The sequence below is a fragment of the Streptomyces sp. NPDC001599 genome, from assembly GCF_042893535.1.
Taxonomy (GTDB): Bacteria; Actinomycetota; Actinomycetes; order Streptomycetales; family Streptomycetaceae; genus Streptomyces.
Window position 1 is genome coordinate 1 of sequence record NZ_JBIAVA010000022.1, and the last position, 15,063, is coordinate 15,063.

Here is a 15,063-nt window from a genome sequence, read left to right on the forward strand (position 1 = left end):
TCTGGAGCATCCCCGCAGCGACCTCCTCAGCCGTCGCCCCCGCAGCCGCCGTGCCGCCGAACTGCTCTGTGATGCTTTGACTAATCTTCATCGAGCAGAACTTGGGCCCGCACATGGAGCAGAAGTGCGCCGTCTTGGCGGGCTCGGCCGGCAGTGTCTCGTCGTGGAACTCCCGGGCCGTGTCCGGGTCGAGGGCCAGGTTGAACTGGTCCTCCCACCGGAACTCGAACCGGGCGTCCGACAGCGCGTCGTCCCACTCCTGTGCACCTGGGTGACCCTTGGCGAGGTCGGCGGCATGGGCGGCGATCTTGTAGGTGATGACGCCGGTCTTGACGTCGTCACGGTTGGGCAGGCCCAGGTGCTCCTTGGGCGTGACGTAGCAGAGCATGGCCGTGCCCCACCAGGCGATCATCGCGGCACCGATGCCGGAGGTGATGTGGTCGTACGCCGGCGCGACGTCCGTCGTCAGCGGGCCGAGCGTATAGAACGGAGCTTCATCGCAGATCTCCTGCTGAAGGTCGATGTTCTCCTTGATCTTGTGCATCGGGACATGTCCCGGGCCCTCGATCATGGTCTGTACGTTGCAACGCTTGGCGATCCGGTTGAGTTCCCCGAGGGTGCGCAACTCGGCGAACTGGGCCTCGTCGTTGGCGTCCGCGATCGACCCCGGACGCAGGCCGTCGCCGAGGGAGTAGGTGACGTCGTAGGCGGCGAGGATCTCGCAGAGTTCCTCGAAGTTCTCGTAGAGGAACGACTCCTTGTGGTGCGCCAGGCACCACGCCGCCATGATCGAGCCGCCGCGCGAGACGATGCCGGTCTTGCGGTTCGCGGTGAGGGGTACGTACGGCAGGCGCACGCCGGCGTGGACCGTCATGTAGTCCACGCCCTGCTCCGCCTGTTCGATGACGGTGTCCTTGTAGACCTCCCAGGTCAGTTCCTCGGCGCGGCCGTCGACCTTCTCCAGGGCCTGGTAGAGCGGCACGGTTCCGATGGGAACGGGGGAGTTGCGCAGGACCCATTCGCGGGTGGTGTGGATGTTGCGGCCGGTGGAGAGGTCCATGACCGTGTCGGCACCCCATCGGGTCGCCCAGGTCATCTTGTCCACCTCCTCCTCGATGGAGGATGTCACCGCCGAGTTGCCGATGTTGGCGTTGACCTTCACCAGGAACCGCTTGCCGATGATCATCGGCTCGATCTCTGGGTGGTTGACGTTGGCGGGCAGCACGGCGCGGCCGGCGGCGATCTCCTCGCGGACCACCTCCGGGGAGACGTTCTCCCGGACGGCCACGTACTCCATCTCGGGAGTGATCTCGCCCCGTCGCGCGTAGGCGAGCTGCGTCACCGCGTTGCCGTCCCGGCCCCGGCGCGGCTGGCGCGGGCGGCCGGGGAAGACGGCGTCGAGGTTGCGCAGGCCGCCGCGCGGCGAGGTGTGCTTGATTCCGTCGTCCTCGGGCTGGACGGGGCGGCCCGCGTACTCCTCGGTGTCACCGCGGGCGATGATCCAGTTCTCCCGCAGCGGGGCGAGGCCCCTGCGGACATCGGTGTCGACGAGTGGATCGGTGTACGGGCCCGAGGTGTCGTACAGCGTGACCGACTGCCCGTTGGTGAGGTGCACCTGACGGACCGACACCCGCAGATCGGGGCGCGAGCCCTCGACGTACGCCTTGTGCCAGCCGATGGACTTCCCGGCCTCCGTGTTCTCCGCGGGGGCCGCGGTGTCCGCCTTGGCGGTGTTCTGCGTGGAGGCAGGCGTGCGTGCGTCCTTGATGGTCATGAGACCTACTCCCTACGCCGGCATTACCCGGTAACAGGTTCGGCGGTCGACGCAGCGGCTTCCGTCTGTCGACGCTTCGTGGGATACGTCACTCGACTTCGGTGACGTTTCCCGTGAAACATCGCTGGGACGGAGGTCAGCGCCCTCTCAGCCCGGTGCTCCGAGCTCCCGCGTGTACAAAGGTGCCTCCACGCTAGCGCCCATTCGGGCGCGGTGAACAGAGGGCCCCCCTCGTTCTTGCGATGATCGGGCGGTGACCACACCGCAGCCCCCCTCCTTCCCACCGCGCCGGCCCCGCCGCGGACCGAACGCCGAAGAGGGCGACGGCCGGGCAGCCGGCCACGTCCCCGGTGTCGCTGCCGAGGCGAACGCCGGCAGACAGGAGACGGTTTACGGGCAGGACGAGGACCACGGACACGCCGCCGGCGGCGGGCACGGTGCGGGGGACGGGCACGGTGCGGGGGGCGGGCACGGGCACTCGCACGGGCACTCGCACGGGCACGGGCACGGGCACGGGCACGGACCGGCGGCTCCCGTCTCCCGGCATCTGCGGAAGGTCATCGCCGCGATCCTGATCCCCTTCACCGCGGCCGTCCTGGTCGGGCTCGCGGTGCTGTGGCCGGGCGGCGCACCGCCGCACGAGCGCACCGGCGTCGGCTTCGACCGGCAGACACAGCAGGCCACCGTCACCAAGGTGGTCGAACTGAGCTGCCAGTCCGTCAACGCGTCGGGCGGTGTCCCGACCGGCGACACGTCCACCGCCGAGGGTTCCTCCGCGGTGCAGCAGGCGAAGGGCGACTGCAAGCGGGCGACCATCCGCGTCGACACCGGCGACGACAAGGGCCGCACGTTCGACGAGATCGTGCAGCCGGACCAGTCACGGCAGCTGCACGAGGGCCAGAAGGTGGTGGTCGCCTACGAGCCCTCCGCGCCGAAGGACCTGCAGTACTCGGTGACCGACATCAACCGCAGGCTCCCCCTGGCCCTGCTCGCCGGCATCTTCGCCCTCGCCGTCGTGGTCGTCGGACGGCTGCGCGGACTCATGGCGCTGGTCTCGCTGGCCATCAGCTTCCTGCTGCTGAACTTCTTCATCCTGCCCGCCATCCTCCAGGGCTCGAACCCCCTGGTCGTGGCGGTGATCGGGTCCAGCGCCATCATGCTGATCGCGTTGTACCTGTGCCACGGGCTGTCGGCCCGAACGTCCGTGGCGGTGCTCGGCACACTGATCTCGCTGCTGCTGATCGGCGTGCTCGGGTCGCTCTTCATCGGCTGGGCCGCGCTCACCGGCAACACGGACGACAACACCGGCCTCATCCACGGCCTGTACCCGTCCATCGACATGAGCGGTCTGCTGCTCGCCGGGGTCATCATCGGCTCGCTCGGTGTCCTCGACGACGTGACGGTCACCCAGACGTCGGCGGTGTGGGAACTGCACGAGGCCAACCCGACGATGGGCTGGCGCGGCCTGTACCGCGCGGGCATCCGCATCGGCCGCGACCACATCGCCTCGGTCGTGAACACGCTCGTCCTCGCCTACGCGGGCGCGGCGCTGCCCCTGCTGCTGCTGTTCTCGATCGCGCAGAGCGGTGTGGGAACCGTCGCCAACAGCGAGCTGGTCGCGGAGGAGATCGTGCGGACGCTGGTCGGCTCGATCGGTCTGGTGGCCTCCGTGCCGGTCACCACGGCCCTCGCCGCCCTGGTCGTGTCGGCGGACCGGCCGGCCGAACGACCGGCCCAGGGGGCGACAGCGGGTGGCGGAGCCAGTGCCCCGGCCCGTGGCGGGCGAGGCCGTCGCCGCAAGCGCTGACGCGTCGGGCGAAGCGTTACGCCAACGACCGCATGGCTGCCGGAACGGTTCAGCCCGCGCTCTGTTCCTCCGCCAGGATGCGGTCCAGGGCCTCGTCGAGGTGGCTGTCGAAGTCGGCGAGCGCGCCCTCCTGACCCAGCGGCACCAGCTTGTCGGTGCGGTCGAGGAAGGCCACCAGGGGCGCGGCGGAGGAACGGAACAGGGCCTGGTCGCTGCCGACCTGAAGACGGATCAGCACCTCGGCCAGCGGCTCGGGCTCCACCGGTGCGATGCGCACGTCACCGTCGCCGCACGGCCGGCCCACCCCGTCGACCAGCAGCTCCCGGCCGAAGGCCCAGGTCACCGGCGCGTCTCCGGGCAGATGAAAGGTCAGGCGTACGGCATAGGGATCCCGGGTCTCGTAGCGCAGCTCCACCGGGATACGGAAAGAGAGCTCCTCGGACACGAGAAAGCTCATCATGACCTCTGCCTGTACGGACTCGCCCATTCGCCTACCCCGTCATTCGCCGTCGACTGTCCGGGAATCAAACCTCTAACACTGGTGGCATCTTGCTCAACGTACACACCAGATCACAAGGAGTGAGTTTTCAGATACTGATAGAGAGCGCGAGCGACCCCAGACGCCGCCCCACCTCGTTCTGCAACCGCTGAGCCGCGGGGAGCAAACGGTCCGCCTGATGGAGGGGCAGTGAGATGGCCATCGTGGCGGCCGTGGTGCCGACGGTGATCGGGATCGCCGCGCAGACCGTCCCCAGCGCGTACTCCTGGCGCTCGGTCACCGGCGCCATCCGGGGCATGCGTTCCAGCCGCTTCAGGAGACTGTGGCCGTCACGCAGCGTGTACGGCGTGAGGGGCTGCACCGGGTAGCGGTCCAGATGGTCGCGGCGCGCGTCGTCGTCCAGCTGGGACAGCAGGCACTGCCCGATGGCGTGTGCGTGTCCCGTCTCCCGGAAGTCCGCCCATTCCTCGACCGCCGGATTGCCCGGGGTGTCGGAGACGCACATGACCTCGATCTCGCCGTCCCGGTACGTGGCGTAGTACACGGGGACGCCGATCGCGTCGCGCCAGCGCGCCATGGTGTCGACCACCGTGCTGCGACGTTTCTGCTCGGCTCCGCTGCTGCTCAGCCGCTCGGCGGCCTCGCCGAGGAAGAACAGCCCCTTCTCGCGGCGCAGATAGCCCTCGTGCACCAGGGTGCGCAGCAGGTGGTACGCCGTGGGCAGTGCCAGCCCCGTCTCGCGGGCCAGCTGTTTGGCGGGGGATCCGTACTCGTGCTCCGCGACGCGCTCGAGCAGGCGCATCGCCCGCTGCACGGAGCCGATCAGAGTCGCGGACGGCGGGTCGGCAGAGGCAGGCGCGGAGGGTGTCCGAGGCGTCGAGCAGGGCTGCACGGGAAGGGCGTGCAGCTGAGCGAATGCGGTGTCAGCCGTGGCCAAGAGTCACTCCCGGAACGCGAGGTGGCAGCCCGTGCGGCGAACACGAGTGGGGGTGTGCGCCGTTCGCGGAGTCGCCCCCGCGTGGAGTTCCGGACTCTAACCGTCGGTCACCGCTCACCGACGGCCCGTCCGGGAAACTTCCCTCGCCCGAGGGAACCGGTGGTTCCTGTTACCGCCACCGGTGCCCCACGTCTCTCACCAGTCGCTGCGCGACGACGAGCTCGACATGAACTTGCGTACGACGTAGATCAGTCCGCCGACGAGCGCGACGAAGACCAGCAGCTTGAACAGCAGTCCGACCACGAACCCGACCACGCTGGCGATCAGCCCGCCGAACACGACCAGGGCGATGACCGGCACCGCGATCCACTTCACCCACCACGGCAGTCCCGTGAAGATCTCTCGCATCGCCCTTGCCCTCACCTTTCGGGGAGCCCCGGGAAGTCCCGGGGAATCCTCTGATGTCCTGCACTCGATGCTAGAGCCGCGAGCGCCACGGAAGGGGCCCCGCACCCCTTGTCTCCCCCTGACCGATCCCCTAGGGAACCCCGGGGTCGCGTCTCAGCTCTCCGGCGGAGAGAACACCACCAGGACCCGCAGGTCCTCGCTGATGTGATGGAACTTGTGGGCGACGCCGGCCGGCACGTAGACCACACTGCCGCGGGCGACCTGGGTGGTCTCCATGCCCACGGTGATCGCGGCCCGTCCGCTCACCACGAAGTACACCTCGTCCTGCGCGTGCGGCTTCTGCGGGTCGGTCGTGCCCGCGTCGAGGGCGTACAGACCGACCGACATGTTCCGCTCCCGCAGGAACTGCAGGTAGGCACCGTCGTTGGCGGCGCGTTCCGCCTCCAGTTCGTCCAGCCGGAATGCCTTCATCGCCTCGTCCGCCCCTGCCTCGCCGTTCGTGTCCGATCGCGTCTGCCACGATCAGACACATGAAGAATTTCCTAGTCAAGACGATCGCCAACGCCGGCGCCCTCGCCGTCGCCGTGTGGCTGCTCGACAAGATCACTCTGACCGGAGGCAGCACGGGGGAGAAGGCCCTCACGCTGATCGTCGTCGCCCTGGTGTTCGGCCTGGTCAACATGGTCGTGAAGCCGATCGTGCAGGTGCTGACCTTCCCGCTGTTCATCCTGACTCTCGGCCTGTTCACGCTGGTGGTCAACGCGCTGATGCTGCTGCTCACGTCGTGGGTGGCCGACAAGCTCGACGTGAGCTTCCACGTCGACGGGTTCTGGACCGCCGTGCTGGGCGGCCTGATCGTCTCGATCGTCTCCTGGGCCCTCAACGCGTTCCTGCCCGACGGGGACTGATCCCGATGACCTACCGCGTCTGCTTCGTGTGCACGGGAAACATCTGCCGCTCCCCGATGGCCGAGGCCGTCTTCCACGCGCGCGTGGCGGACGCCGGCCTCGGCGACCGGGTCGAGGCCGACAGCGCCGGCACCGGCGGCTGGCACGAGGGCGAGGGCGCCGACCCGCGCACCGTGGCCGTGCTGGCGGAGCACGGTTACGACCTCGACCACACGGCCCGGCAGTTCCAGCAGTCCTGGTTCTCCCGTCTCGACCTGGTCGTCGCCCTCGACGCCGGGCACCTGAGGGCTCTGCGGCGCCTCGCCCCCACGGAGCGGGACACGGCCAAGGTGCGTCTGCTGCGGTCGTACGACCCCGCCGCCGGGGGCGGCGACCTGGACGTCCCGGACCCGTACTACGGGGGCCGGGACGGCTTCGAGGAATGCCTTGAGATGGTGGAGGCGGCGAGCACCGGACTGCTCGCCGCGGTACGCGAGCAAGTGGAAGGACGGGCGGCATGAGCGATTCCGCTACGAACGACAGCCTCGGTGCGGGCGCGGAGAGATCCGCTCCCGGCCCCGGTGACGGCACGCGCGCGGTAAGGGCCGGGCTGCCCGAACCGGTCAAGCACGAGCCCACCCTGCCCGGCCCGGTGTTCGCCGCCCACTTCCACCTGCCGGGCGATCCGACCGGGCCGTACACCTACGGCCGCGACGAGAACCCGACCTGGACCCATCTCGAGCGCGCCATCGGCGAGCTGGAGGCTCCCGGCCGGTCCGACACGGAGACCATCGTCTTCGCCTCCGGCATGGCCGCGATCTCCTCCGTGCTCTTCTCGCAGCTGCGCGCCGGGGACACGGCCGTCCTGCCCGACGACGGATACCAGGCGCTGCCGCTGGTCCGCGCGCAGCTGGAGGCGTACGGCATCGAGGTGCGCACCGCGCCGACCGGCCGGGACGCCCAGCTCGACGTCCTGGACGGGGCGAAGCTGCTGTGGATCGAGACGCCGTCGAACCCTGGGCTCGACGTGTGCGACGTACGGCGGCTCGTCGAGGCGGCGCACGCGCGCGGTGCCCTGGTCGCCGTCGACAACACCCTCGCCACACCGCTCGGGCAGCGCCCGCTGGAGCTCGGCGCGGACTTCTCGGTGGCCAGCGGAACCAAGCAGCTCACCGGCCACGGAGACGTCCTGCTGGGCTACGTGGCCGGCCGCGACGCCGGGGCGATGGCCGCCGTTCGGCGCTGGCGCAAGATCGTCGGTGCGATTCCCGGCCCCATGGAGGCCTGGCTCGCACACCGCTCGATCGCCACCCTCCAGCTGCGCGTGGACCGGCAGGACTCCACCGCGCTCAGGGTGGCCGAAGCCCTCCGCACCCGGCCCGAGATCACCGGCCTGCGGTATCCCGGGCTGCCCGACGACCCGTCCCACAAGGTCGCCTCGCAGCAGATGCTGCGCTACGGCTGTGTCGTCTCCTTCACGCTGCCCTCGCGCGCGCGTGCCGACCGTTTTCTCGACGCGCTGCGTCTCGTCGAGGGCGCGACGAGCTTCGGCGGGGTGCGGTCCACCGCGGAGCGGCGCGGGCGCTGGGGCGGCGACGCGGTGCCGGAGGGCTTCATCCGGCTCTCCGTCGGCGCGGAGGACCCCGACGACCTGGTGGCGGATCTGCTGCGCGCCCTGGACGAAACGACGGAATGACGTCGACGCGATGACGTCGACGGGCCTCGACGGACGGTCCGAGCCTCCCCCCTCGTGGCTCGGACCGTCCTCCGGTTCCGCGCGCGAAGAACCGCGCGCACAAGGCTAGTTGACTCTGTGTCAGTGTCCAATCACCGTAGCGACAGCGACCTATCGACTTATTTATAGTTGGACACGGGCGGGGGCTGGAGAAGAACAGAAGAGGGGACGGGTTTTCCGTGGATCTGGCCTTGCTCCGCACCTTCGTCACCGTGCACCGGGCCGGTTCCTTCACCCGCGCGGCCGCTCTGCTCGGCCTCTCGCAGCCCGCCGTCACCTCGCAGATCCGCACGCTGGAGCGTCAGCTCGGCCGCCCGCTGTTCCTTCGACAGGCCCGCGGCGTGACCCCGACGACCATCGGCGACGAACTCGCCCACAAGGCCGCACCCCATCTCGACGCCCTGGTGGAGATCACCGAGACCGGGCTGGAGGACGACTCCTCCCAGCGGACCCTGCACCTGGCCGGACCACCCGAGTTCACCGCCGAACGGGCGCTGCCCGCGCTCGGCGAGCTGACCGGCGAGGACGGCCGGGCCCTCGCCCTGCGCGCCTCGTTCGGGAACGCCGAGGAGACCCTGGAGGGCCTGGCGGCCGGGCATCACGATCTGGCCATGGGTACGGCTCGTCCACGCGGGACGCTGCTCACCGCGACTCCGCTCTGCGACGAAGTGCACGTTCTGGTCGCCGCGCCGCACTGGGCGGAGCGCGCGGGCATCGAAAAGGTCCGCGACACCGATGCTCCCGCCCTGAAACACGTCCCCGTGGTCGAAGTGCACGAGTCACTGCCCTTCGTCGCCCGTTACTGGGCCTCCGTCTTCGACGCCCGTCCGGCCGCCCCGGCCACGGTCGTCGCCCCCGACCTGCGTGCGGTTCTCGCCTGCGCGGTCGCGGGCGCGGGGCTCGCCGTCCTGCCCCGCTATCTGTGCGCGGATGCGCTGGAGCGCGGTGACGTCGTGGCCCTGCACGATCCGCCGGTGCCGCCGCTGCGGACGTACTTCCTGGTGGTGCGCAGCGGCACGTTGGCGATGCCGCACATCGCCCGGGCCCACGAGTGGCTGCTGCGCGCGGCCGCCGACTGGAACTGAGCCGGCGGACCTTGCGAACCGGTCACGCACCACGATGTTTCACGTGGAACCAGCCGGGCCACATTTCTCCCATGACCGTCCGACCCGTGGTCAAGCGCACCGCTCGCGCCGTCCTGCTGGACGGCGACCACCTGATCCTGATCAAGCGGACCAAACCCGGTGTCGACCCGTACTGGGTCACTCCCGGCGGCGGGGTCGAGCCGGACGACACCACCGTCGTGGACGCCCTGCACCGTGAGGTGTACGAGGAACTCGGCGCCAAGGTCAGCGACGTGGTGCCCTGCTTCGTCGACACCGTCGAACACATCGGCGAGGACGGTGGCGCGACCGGCGTGAAGGTGCAGCACTTCTTCGTCTGCCACCTGGAATCCATGGATCCGTCCCTGCGCCACGGTCCCGAGGTCGACGAGCCGGCCGGTGAGTACGAGATCGTCAGGGTCCCGTTCACCCGGGTCGGGATCGCCTCCGTCCACCTCGTACCGCTGTCCCTGCGGCACTACCTGGACGGCAACATCGAAGGTGTGCGTGCCCTGCACGCCCCCGACCTCGGCTGAACCGACTTGGCCGAAAGCCCGCAGGTTCCACCGGAAAGAGGTGGACGCGGGAGGCCGGCGTCGGACAGCCTGACCTGCGTGCCGACACCTTTCCTCGCCTCTGCTCCGATCCGCCGTCTGACGCTCCGCGATCTGACCGCCTGCGCCGACCTGTCCGAGGACCGGGGGTGGCCGCGTGAGGAGCACAAGTGGGGATTCCTCCTCACCGCCGGAAAGGGGTACGGCATCGACGACCCCGGCGGCGGTCTCGTCGCCGCCTGCACCGTCACCGAGTACGGACCGCAGGAACGCCCCTCGCTCGCCGCCATCGGCATGGTGCTGGTCGCCGAGCGGCACGCCCGCCAGGGCGTCGGACGCCGTCTGATGCGTCACATCGTCTCCGGGCTGGGCACCCTTCCGCTGACCCTGCACGCGACGCCGTACGGCCGGCCGCTCTACGAGGAGCTCGGCTTCAAGGTGACGGGCGGGGCGGAGATGGTGCGGGGCCGTTTCGCCCCGGGCGGGCCGGAACCGAAGACCGTCACCCGCGCTGCCACCGCCGAGGACCTCTCCGCGGTCCTCCGGCTGGACGAGGAGGTCTTCGGTGCGGACCGCACCCCGATCGTCACGCGGTTGCCCGCCTTCGCCGACCAGTTGCGCGTCGCGGAGGAGGACGGCCGGATCATCGGGTACGCCGCGGCCTGGCCGAACATGGACACCCACGTGGTGGGCCCACTGATCGCCCGCGACACCGAGACGGCCAAGGCCCTGATCGGCTCGCTCGCCGCCCGCACCGACCGACCGCTGCGCACGGACATCGACGTACGGCACGAGGAGCTGCTGGCGTGGCTGAGGGAGCGCGGCCTCTCCACCATCGCCCCCAACGCGGTCATGACCTACGGGATCACCGAGCTGCCCGGGGACTGGACCCGGCGCTTCGCGCCGCTGACGGTGGCGGCGGGCTGACTCCGGTGGGAGGGACTTCCGGCCTCGACAGACGGCCACTGCCGTCTCAGGAGGGTCAGGCGAGCGCCCGCACGGCGGCCGAGGCGAAGCCGTGGTCCTGGTCGGGTGCGCCGCCGCCCACCCCGATCGCTCCGATCAGGCGGCCCTCGCGGTGCACGGGCACGCCGCCCGCGAGGAACAGCAGCGGCCGGTCGAGGGCGGTGGGCAGGGTGTGGAACAGGCCTCCGGGCTGCACGGCGTCGACCAGGTCGGCGGTGGGAGCGTTCAGCTGGAGTGCCGTGTAGGCCTTGCGCGTGCTGGTCTCTCCGGAGATCAGCACGGCCCGGTCGTCGCGCCGGAAGGCGAGCAGGTGGCCGCCGGCGTCAAGGACGGTGACGCTGACCGTGACACCGGCCGCCTCGGCGGCGTGGTGGGCCGCGGTGACGAGCGCTTCGGCGTCCTGGGTCGTGAGCGGGGTGACAGCGGTGGTGCTCATAGGTCTTTCTCCTTGGTCGTGCCGAGTGGTGCGGTGCCTCGGTGGTCGCCGAGGCGGTGGCGGCCGCGGGGTGCGGGGACGGCCCTGGCCCCGCGTTCCCCGGGACCGGGGTCGGTGGTTCAGTGGTGGACGGCGGCGGCCCGCTGTTCGGTGGCAGACACGGAACCCGCGACGACCGTGCCCGGGGCGCTCCCGCGCCGTTCCAGGGCTGCCGAGAGTACGGCGAGGACCAGCGCGGCGGCGGCCAGCACGGCGCCGACCCAGTTGGGGGCGGTGTATCCGAAGCCGGCCGCGATCACGACCCCGCCCAGCCAGGCGGAGAGCGCGTTGCCGAGATTGAAGGCGCCGATGTTCACCGCGGAGGCCAGCGTCGGGGCGCCGTGTGCGTGGTCCAGGACGCGCTTTTGCAGCGGAGGGACGGTGGCGAAGCCCAGGGCCCCGATCAGGACGATGGTCACGGCGGACGCGATCTTGTCGTGCGCGGTGAGGGTGAAGAGGGCGAGTACGACGGACAGGGCGCCCAGGGAGATGTACAGCATGGGCATCAGGGCGCGGTCCGCGAACCGGCCGCCGACGAGGTTCCCGCCGACCATGCCGAGGCCGAAGAGGACCAGCAGCCAGGTGACCGAGCCGTCGGCGAAGCCCGTGACATGGGTCATCATCGGCGCGATGTAGGTGATCGCCGCGAAGACCCCGCCGAAGCCGAGCACGGTCATGGCCATCGCGAGCAGGACCTGCACGTTCTTGAACGCGGCCATTTCGTGGCGCAGCCGCACGCCCTCGGCCCTGGGCATGTCGGGGATCAGCTTGGCGACTCCGGCCAGGCCGACGACGCCGAGCGCGGCGACGACGGCGAAGGTGACGCGCCAGCCGACGGTCTGTCCGATCAGCGTGCCCAGCGGGACGCCGACGACATTGGCGACGGTCAGCCCGGTGAACATCATCGCGATGGCGCCGGCCTTCTTGTGCGGGGCGACCAGACCGGCCGCGACGACCGATCCGATGCCGAAGAAGGCGCCGTGGGCGAGCGAGGCGACCACGCGGCCGATCAGCATGACCGAGAAGGCGGGGGCGAGGGCGGAGAGCAGGTTGCCGACGATGAACAGGCCCATCAGCAGCATCAGCATCCGCTTGCGCGGAACCCTGGTGCCGAGCACGGTCATCAGCGGGGCGCCGAGCATCACACCGAGGGCGTATCCGGTCACCAGGTAGCCGGCGGTGGGGATGGAGACGCCGTAGTCGCTCGCGACCTCGGGCAGCAAACCCATGATCACGAACTCGGTCGTTCCGATCCCGAAGGCCCCGATCGCGAGGGCCAGAAGCGCGAGAGGCATGGAGGGGTACCTTCCCAAACGATTGCAGGAGCGTTTTGCGTTCGGCCACAATAATTGCACGCGCGGGCAATGTGCAAGCGCTGACAATCGCGCGACTGGTCTACCCTGGACTCAGCCGCCCCTGGACGGAGGATCCACATGACAGCGACGGACCCCGCGCTCACCGCCCTCTCCCAGGGCTGGTGCGCCCTCTCCCTGCTGCACGGGAGGATCGAGGCACACATCGAGCGCGCTCTGCAGACCGGGCACGACCTGAGCGTCCGCGAGTACTCCCTGCTCGACGTGCTCAGCCGCCAGCACGACGGCGACGGCGGACATCTGCAGATGAAGCAGGTCGCGGACGCGGTAGTCCTCAGCCAGAGCGCCACCACCCGGCTGGTCACCCGGCTCGAGGACCGGGGCCTGCTCGAGCGCTACCTGTGCCCCACCGACCGGCGCGGTATCTACACCAACGTCACCGCGGCGGGCCTGCAACTGCTGGACGAGGCGCGGCCCACCAATGACGCCGCCCTGCGCGAGGCCCTCGACGACGCGGCGGCGAACCCCGATCTGGCCCCGCTGGTCCGGGCCGTGGAGACCCTGAAGGCACCGGTGCCCGCCTAGGGCCTGTCCCAGGTCCCGTCCGGCGGACCGGGCGCCGGCCCGGCTCTAGAGTGCGGGCATGGGAGATCTCGAAATACGCCCCACCACCGCCGAGGACATCCCGGCGGTCGTCGCGATGCTCGCCGACGACCCGCTGGGCGCACAACGCGAATCGCCGGACGACCTGGGCCCGTACCGGGCCGCCTTCGAACGCCTCAGAATCGATCCCAACCAGCATCTGGTGGTGGCCGTCCGCGACGGTCGTGTCGTCGGCACGCTCCAGCTGACCATCGTCCCCGGACTGTCCCGGCGCGGCGCCACGCGTTCGATCGTCGAAGGGGTACGCATCCACGGTGCCGAACGCGGCAGCGGACTGGGCACACAGCTGATCGAGTGGGCGATCGACGAGTCCCGGCGGCAGGGCTGCCACCTGGTGCAGCTCACCTCCGACAAGACCCGTACCGACGCCCACCGCTTCTACGAGCGACTCGGCTTCGAGGCCTCGCACACGGGCTTCAAACTCCAGCTCTGAGTGCACGGCTCCCTTCACCTGCCCGCAACGGCGCGCGGCCCTGTTTCACGTGAAACAGGGCCGCTTCGGTACGGACGGCTGTCAGCCGATCCCCCGCCATCCCTCCGGGTGAACTCCACCCGGCACGGAGGCGCCCTCGTCGTACGGCTGCCGCGTGAAGACGAACGAACCGAGATCCAGATGGCTGACGGTGCCGTCCGGGCGCCGCACCGCACGCAGTGACTCCCCCGCGTAATACCCCTCCAGCCCCGTCCAGCTGCCGTCGCCATTCGCCCGGAAGCGTGAGCGGCGACCCTGGCCGGACAGCGGCCCCAACGAGACCCCTCCGTCGGGCGACAGCCGCAGGACGAAGGCGTGCGTCCCCCAGTACCACTGCCCCGCCAACTCCAGTACGGAGGAGTCGACCTCCCGCAGTGGACGCCACGGTTCGGGAATCCGGGGCTCCGCCTCGGCGACGATGCGTACGAGGTCGGCTCCGACCCCGGCGAGCAGTGGCCCCGAGGTGCAGTTGGTCAGGACCACCGCGGCCACGTCGTCCTCCACACCGATGGTGAGGTTCGCCAGGAAGCCCGGCAGGGACCCGGAATGCCCGACGAGCAGCCGCCCGTCCCGGTGCTGGATCTGCAGCCCCAGTCCGTAGGTCGCGCCGTCCACCACATCCGCGGCCTCGGCCGGAGCTGCGGGCACTCGCATCTCGCGCACGGTCTCCGCCCCGAGCACCCGGTCGTCCCCCAGCGTCAGAAAGACGGCGAACCGCGCCAGGTCCCCGGTGGTGGACCAGAGCTGTCCGGCCGGGGCCATCCGACCGAGGTCCTCGGCAGGCTCGGCAAGCATCACATCGGCCCACGGATGCACCGCCCAGCCACCCGCATGCGGGGCGCTGGGCCGGTTGGCCGTACGCCGCAGACCCAGCGGGTCCAGCACCTCCCGCTGCAGCACCTCTTCCCACGGAGCACCGCGCAACTTCTCGACCAGCGCGCCGAGAAGTGTGTAGCCGGGGTTGGAGTAGTGGTGCCGACGGCCCACCGGGTGCAGGAGCGGCCGCTCGCCCAGCACATCGGCGAGTTCGGGGCGCAGCGAGCCCGGCGTCCGCTCCCACCAGGGCGCCGGTGACTCGGCGGCCAGCCCGCCCGTGTGCGCGAGCAGTTCGGCGATCGTGGCCTCTCCCGCCCCGGTGCCCGGCAGGTGCTTCTCCAGCGGGTCCCCGAGGTCGAGCACGCCCTCGTCGCGCAGCCGCAGGACGAGGACGGCGGTGAACGTCTTGGTGATCGAGCCGATCCGGTACTGCACGTTCTCGTCCGGTCCGTGCCCGTCGACCGAGGTCCGCGCACCGTGCCACACGGCCCGCCCGCCCCGGACCACCGCCGCGACGAGCGACGGCGTACGCCCTTCGGCCTGGGCCACGGCGATCCGGTGCGTCAGCGCCCGCCGGGTGGTGGGGAGCAGCTCTCCCTGAGGTGTCGTCATGTGCCCAGTCCACCGGCCGGGACACCGCACGTCGAGCCGATT

Annotated in this window: 17 protein-coding genes and 1 riboswitch; of the genes, 9 read left to right on the forward strand and 8 right to left on the reverse strand. The window is 70.4% G+C overall.

The genetic code is table 11. From position 1 onward, the window contains the following. Positions 1-1,774, reverse strand: a 1,774-nt coding sequence (gene thiC / locus ACFYZ3_RS34950; RefSeq protein WP_388526448.1) for a phosphomethylpyrimidine synthase ThiC, incomplete at its 3' end; no start/stop codon positions are given. Continuing rightward, a riboswitch (TPP riboswitch) is annotated at positions 1,767-1,956 on the reverse strand. Its footprint overlaps the gene before it by 8 nt. Before the next feature lie 71 nt (positions 1,957-2,027). On the opposite strand from thiC, the gene ACFYZ3_RS34955 reads away from it, so the two are divergent. Next, positions 2,028-3,581, forward strand: a complete 1,554-nt coding sequence (locus tag ACFYZ3_RS34955; protein WP_388526451.1) for a YibE/F family protein — start codon at positions 2,028-2,030, stop codon at positions 3,579-3,581. A gap of 49 nt (positions 3,582-3,630) precedes the next feature. On the opposite strand, the gene ACFYZ3_RS34960 is transcribed toward ACFYZ3_RS34955, so the two are convergent. The 4 genes from ACFYZ3_RS34960 to ACFYZ3_RS34975 form a co-directional block, all read right to left on the reverse strand. Continuing rightward, positions 3,631-4,068 carry an SsgA family sporulation/cell division regulator gene (locus ACFYZ3_RS34960; RefSeq protein ID WP_003975006.1) on the reverse strand — a complete coding sequence of 146 codons (438 nt, stop codon included), beginning with the start codon at positions 4,066-4,068 and terminating at the stop codon, positions 3,631-3,633. Between the two features lie 100 nt (positions 4,069-4,168). Then, complete coding sequence (locus ACFYZ3_RS34965; RefSeq protein ID WP_388526454.1) at positions 4,169-4,894, reverse strand: IclR family transcriptional regulator; 726 nt, start codon at positions 4,892-4,894, stop codon at positions 4,169-4,171. A 318-nt stretch (positions 4,895-5,212) separates the two neighbouring features. After that, the gene (locus tag ACFYZ3_RS34970) at positions 5,213-5,425 is read right to left on the reverse strand and encodes a DUF5326 family protein (RefSeq protein WP_003975008.1); all 213 of its coding nucleotides are present in this window, start codon (positions 5,423-5,425) and stop codon (positions 5,213-5,215) included. Between the two features lie 153 nt (positions 5,426-5,578). Further along, the gene (locus ACFYZ3_RS34975; RefSeq protein ID WP_003975009.1) at positions 5,579-5,896 is read right to left on the reverse strand and encodes a cupin domain-containing protein; all 318 of its coding nucleotides are present in this window, start codon (positions 5,894-5,896) and stop codon (positions 5,579-5,581) included. Positions 5,897-5,955: 59 nt separating this feature from the next. Here ACFYZ3_RS34975 and ACFYZ3_RS34980 point away from each other — a divergent pair, with 59 nt between their 5' ends. The 6 genes from ACFYZ3_RS34980 to ACFYZ3_RS35005 all read left to right on the forward strand — a co-directional run bounded on the left by ACFYZ3_RS34980 (position 5,956) and on the right by ACFYZ3_RS35005 (position 10,631). Further along, positions 5,956-6,333, forward strand: coding sequence for a phage holin family protein (locus ACFYZ3_RS34980; RefSeq protein WP_127891969.1), 378 nt, complete (start codon positions 5,956-5,958; stop codon positions 6,331-6,333). Positions 6,334-6,338: 5 nt separating this feature from the next. Further along, positions 6,339-6,833, forward strand: coding sequence for a low molecular weight protein-tyrosine-phosphatase (locus ACFYZ3_RS34985; RefSeq protein ID WP_388526459.1), 495 nt, complete (start codon positions 6,339-6,341; stop codon positions 6,831-6,833). Further along, positions 6,830-8,008, forward strand: a complete 1,179-nt coding sequence (locus ACFYZ3_RS34990; RefSeq protein WP_388526463.1) for a cystathionine gamma-lyase — start codon at positions 6,830-6,832, stop codon at positions 8,006-8,008. The genes ACFYZ3_RS34985 and ACFYZ3_RS34990 overlap by 4 nt, the downstream gene beginning before the upstream one ends. Positions 8,009-8,226: 218 nt before the next feature. Next, entirely contained in the window at positions 8,227-9,132 is a 906-nt protein-coding gene (locus ACFYZ3_RS34995; protein ID WP_388526466.1) for a LysR family transcriptional regulator, read from the forward strand. 71 nt (positions 9,133-9,203) lie between these two features. Then, a complete protein-coding gene (locus ACFYZ3_RS35000; protein ID WP_388526469.1) occupies positions 9,204-9,686 on the forward strand; it encodes an NUDIX domain-containing protein in 483 nt (160 codons plus the stop codon). A 78-nt stretch (positions 9,687-9,764) separates the two neighbouring features. Further along, entirely contained in the window at positions 9,765-10,631 is an 867-nt protein-coding gene (locus ACFYZ3_RS35005; RefSeq protein WP_388526472.1) for a GNAT family N-acetyltransferase, read from the forward strand. Between the two features lie 55 nt (positions 10,632-10,686). Here ACFYZ3_RS35005 and ACFYZ3_RS35010 read toward each other — a convergent pair whose 3' ends face one another. Next, a complete protein-coding gene (locus ACFYZ3_RS35010; RefSeq protein WP_003975016.1) occupies positions 10,687-11,106 on the reverse strand; it encodes a heme-binding protein in 420 nt (139 codons plus the stop codon). A gap of 119 nt (positions 11,107-11,225) precedes the next feature. Next, a complete protein-coding gene (locus tag ACFYZ3_RS35015) occupies positions 11,226-12,440 on the reverse strand; it encodes an MFS transporter (RefSeq protein ID WP_388526475.1) in 1,215 nt (404 codons plus the stop codon). 138 nt (positions 12,441-12,578) lie between these two features. Here ACFYZ3_RS35015 and ACFYZ3_RS35020 point away from each other — a divergent pair, with 138 nt between their 5' ends. Both ACFYZ3_RS35020 and ACFYZ3_RS35025 read left to right on the forward strand, forming a co-directional pair. Continuing rightward, on the forward strand, positions 12,579-13,043 hold the full coding sequence (locus tag ACFYZ3_RS35020; protein ID WP_388526478.1) for a MarR family winged helix-turn-helix transcriptional regulator: 465 nt from the start codon (positions 12,579-12,581) through the stop codon (positions 13,041-13,043). A 58-nt stretch (positions 13,044-13,101) separates the two neighbouring features. Next, positions 13,102-13,554 carry a GNAT family N-acetyltransferase gene (locus tag ACFYZ3_RS35025; protein ID WP_388526481.1) on the forward strand — a complete coding sequence of 151 codons (453 nt, stop codon included), beginning with the start codon at positions 13,102-13,104 and terminating at the stop codon, positions 13,552-13,554. 81 nt (positions 13,555-13,635) lie between these two features. Here ACFYZ3_RS35025 and ACFYZ3_RS35030 read toward each other — a convergent pair whose 3' ends face one another. After that, positions 13,636-15,021 (reverse strand): serine hydrolase domain-containing protein, encoded by a 1,386-nt coding sequence (locus ACFYZ3_RS35030; RefSeq protein ID WP_388526484.1) that lies wholly within the window; start codon positions 15,019-15,021, stop codon positions 13,636-13,638. Positions 15,022-15,063 lie beyond the last annotated feature (42 nt).

What these genes read in the sequence shown, in the direction of transcription:
- ACFYZ3_RS35030 (WP_388526484.1), bottom strand. Translation starts at nt 15,021, where the DNA reads ATGACGACACCTCAGGGAGAGCTGCTCCCCACCACCCGGCGGGCGCTG.
- ACFYZ3_RS34985 (WP_388526459.1), top strand. Translation starts at nt 6,339, where the DNA reads ATGACCTACCGCGTCTGCTTCGTGTGCACGGGAAACATCTGCCGCTCC.
- ACFYZ3_RS35015 (WP_388526475.1), bottom strand. Translation starts at nt 12,440, where the DNA reads ATGCCTCTCGCGCTTCTGGCCCTCGCGATCGGGGCCTTCGGGATCGGA.
- ACFYZ3_RS34980 (WP_127891969.1), top strand. Translation starts at nt 5,956, where the DNA reads ATGAAGAATTTCCTAGTCAAGACGATCGCCAACGCCGGCGCCCTCGCC.
- ACFYZ3_RS35025 (WP_388526481.1), top strand. Translation starts at nt 13,102, where the DNA reads ATGGGAGATCTCGAAATACGCCCCACCACCGCCGAGGACATCCCGGCG.
- ACFYZ3_RS35000 (WP_388526469.1), top strand. Translation starts at nt 9,204, where the DNA reads ATGACCGTCCGACCCGTGGTCAAGCGCACCGCTCGCGCCGTCCTGCTG.
- ACFYZ3_RS35020 (WP_388526478.1), top strand. Translation starts at nt 12,579, where the DNA reads ATGACAGCGACGGACCCCGCGCTCACCGCCCTCTCCCAGGGCTGGTGC.
- ACFYZ3_RS34960 (WP_003975006.1), bottom strand. Translation starts at nt 4,068, where the DNA reads ATGGGCGAGTCCGTACAGGCAGAGGTCATGATGAGCTTTCTCGTGTCC.
- ACFYZ3_RS34975 (WP_003975009.1), bottom strand. Translation starts at nt 5,896, where the DNA reads ATGAAGGCATTCCGGCTGGACGAACTGGAGGCGGAACGCGCCGCCAAC.
- ACFYZ3_RS34990 (WP_388526463.1), top strand. Translation starts at nt 6,830, where the DNA reads ATGAGCGATTCCGCTACGAACGACAGCCTCGGTGCGGGCGCGGAGAGA.
- ACFYZ3_RS35010 (WP_003975016.1), bottom strand. Translation starts at nt 11,106, where the DNA reads ATGAGCACCACCGCTGTCACCCCGCTCACGACCCAGGACGCCGAAGCG.
- ACFYZ3_RS34970 (WP_003975008.1), bottom strand. Translation starts at nt 5,425, where the DNA reads ATGCGAGAGATCTTCACGGGACTGCCGTGGTGGGTGAAGTGGATCGCG.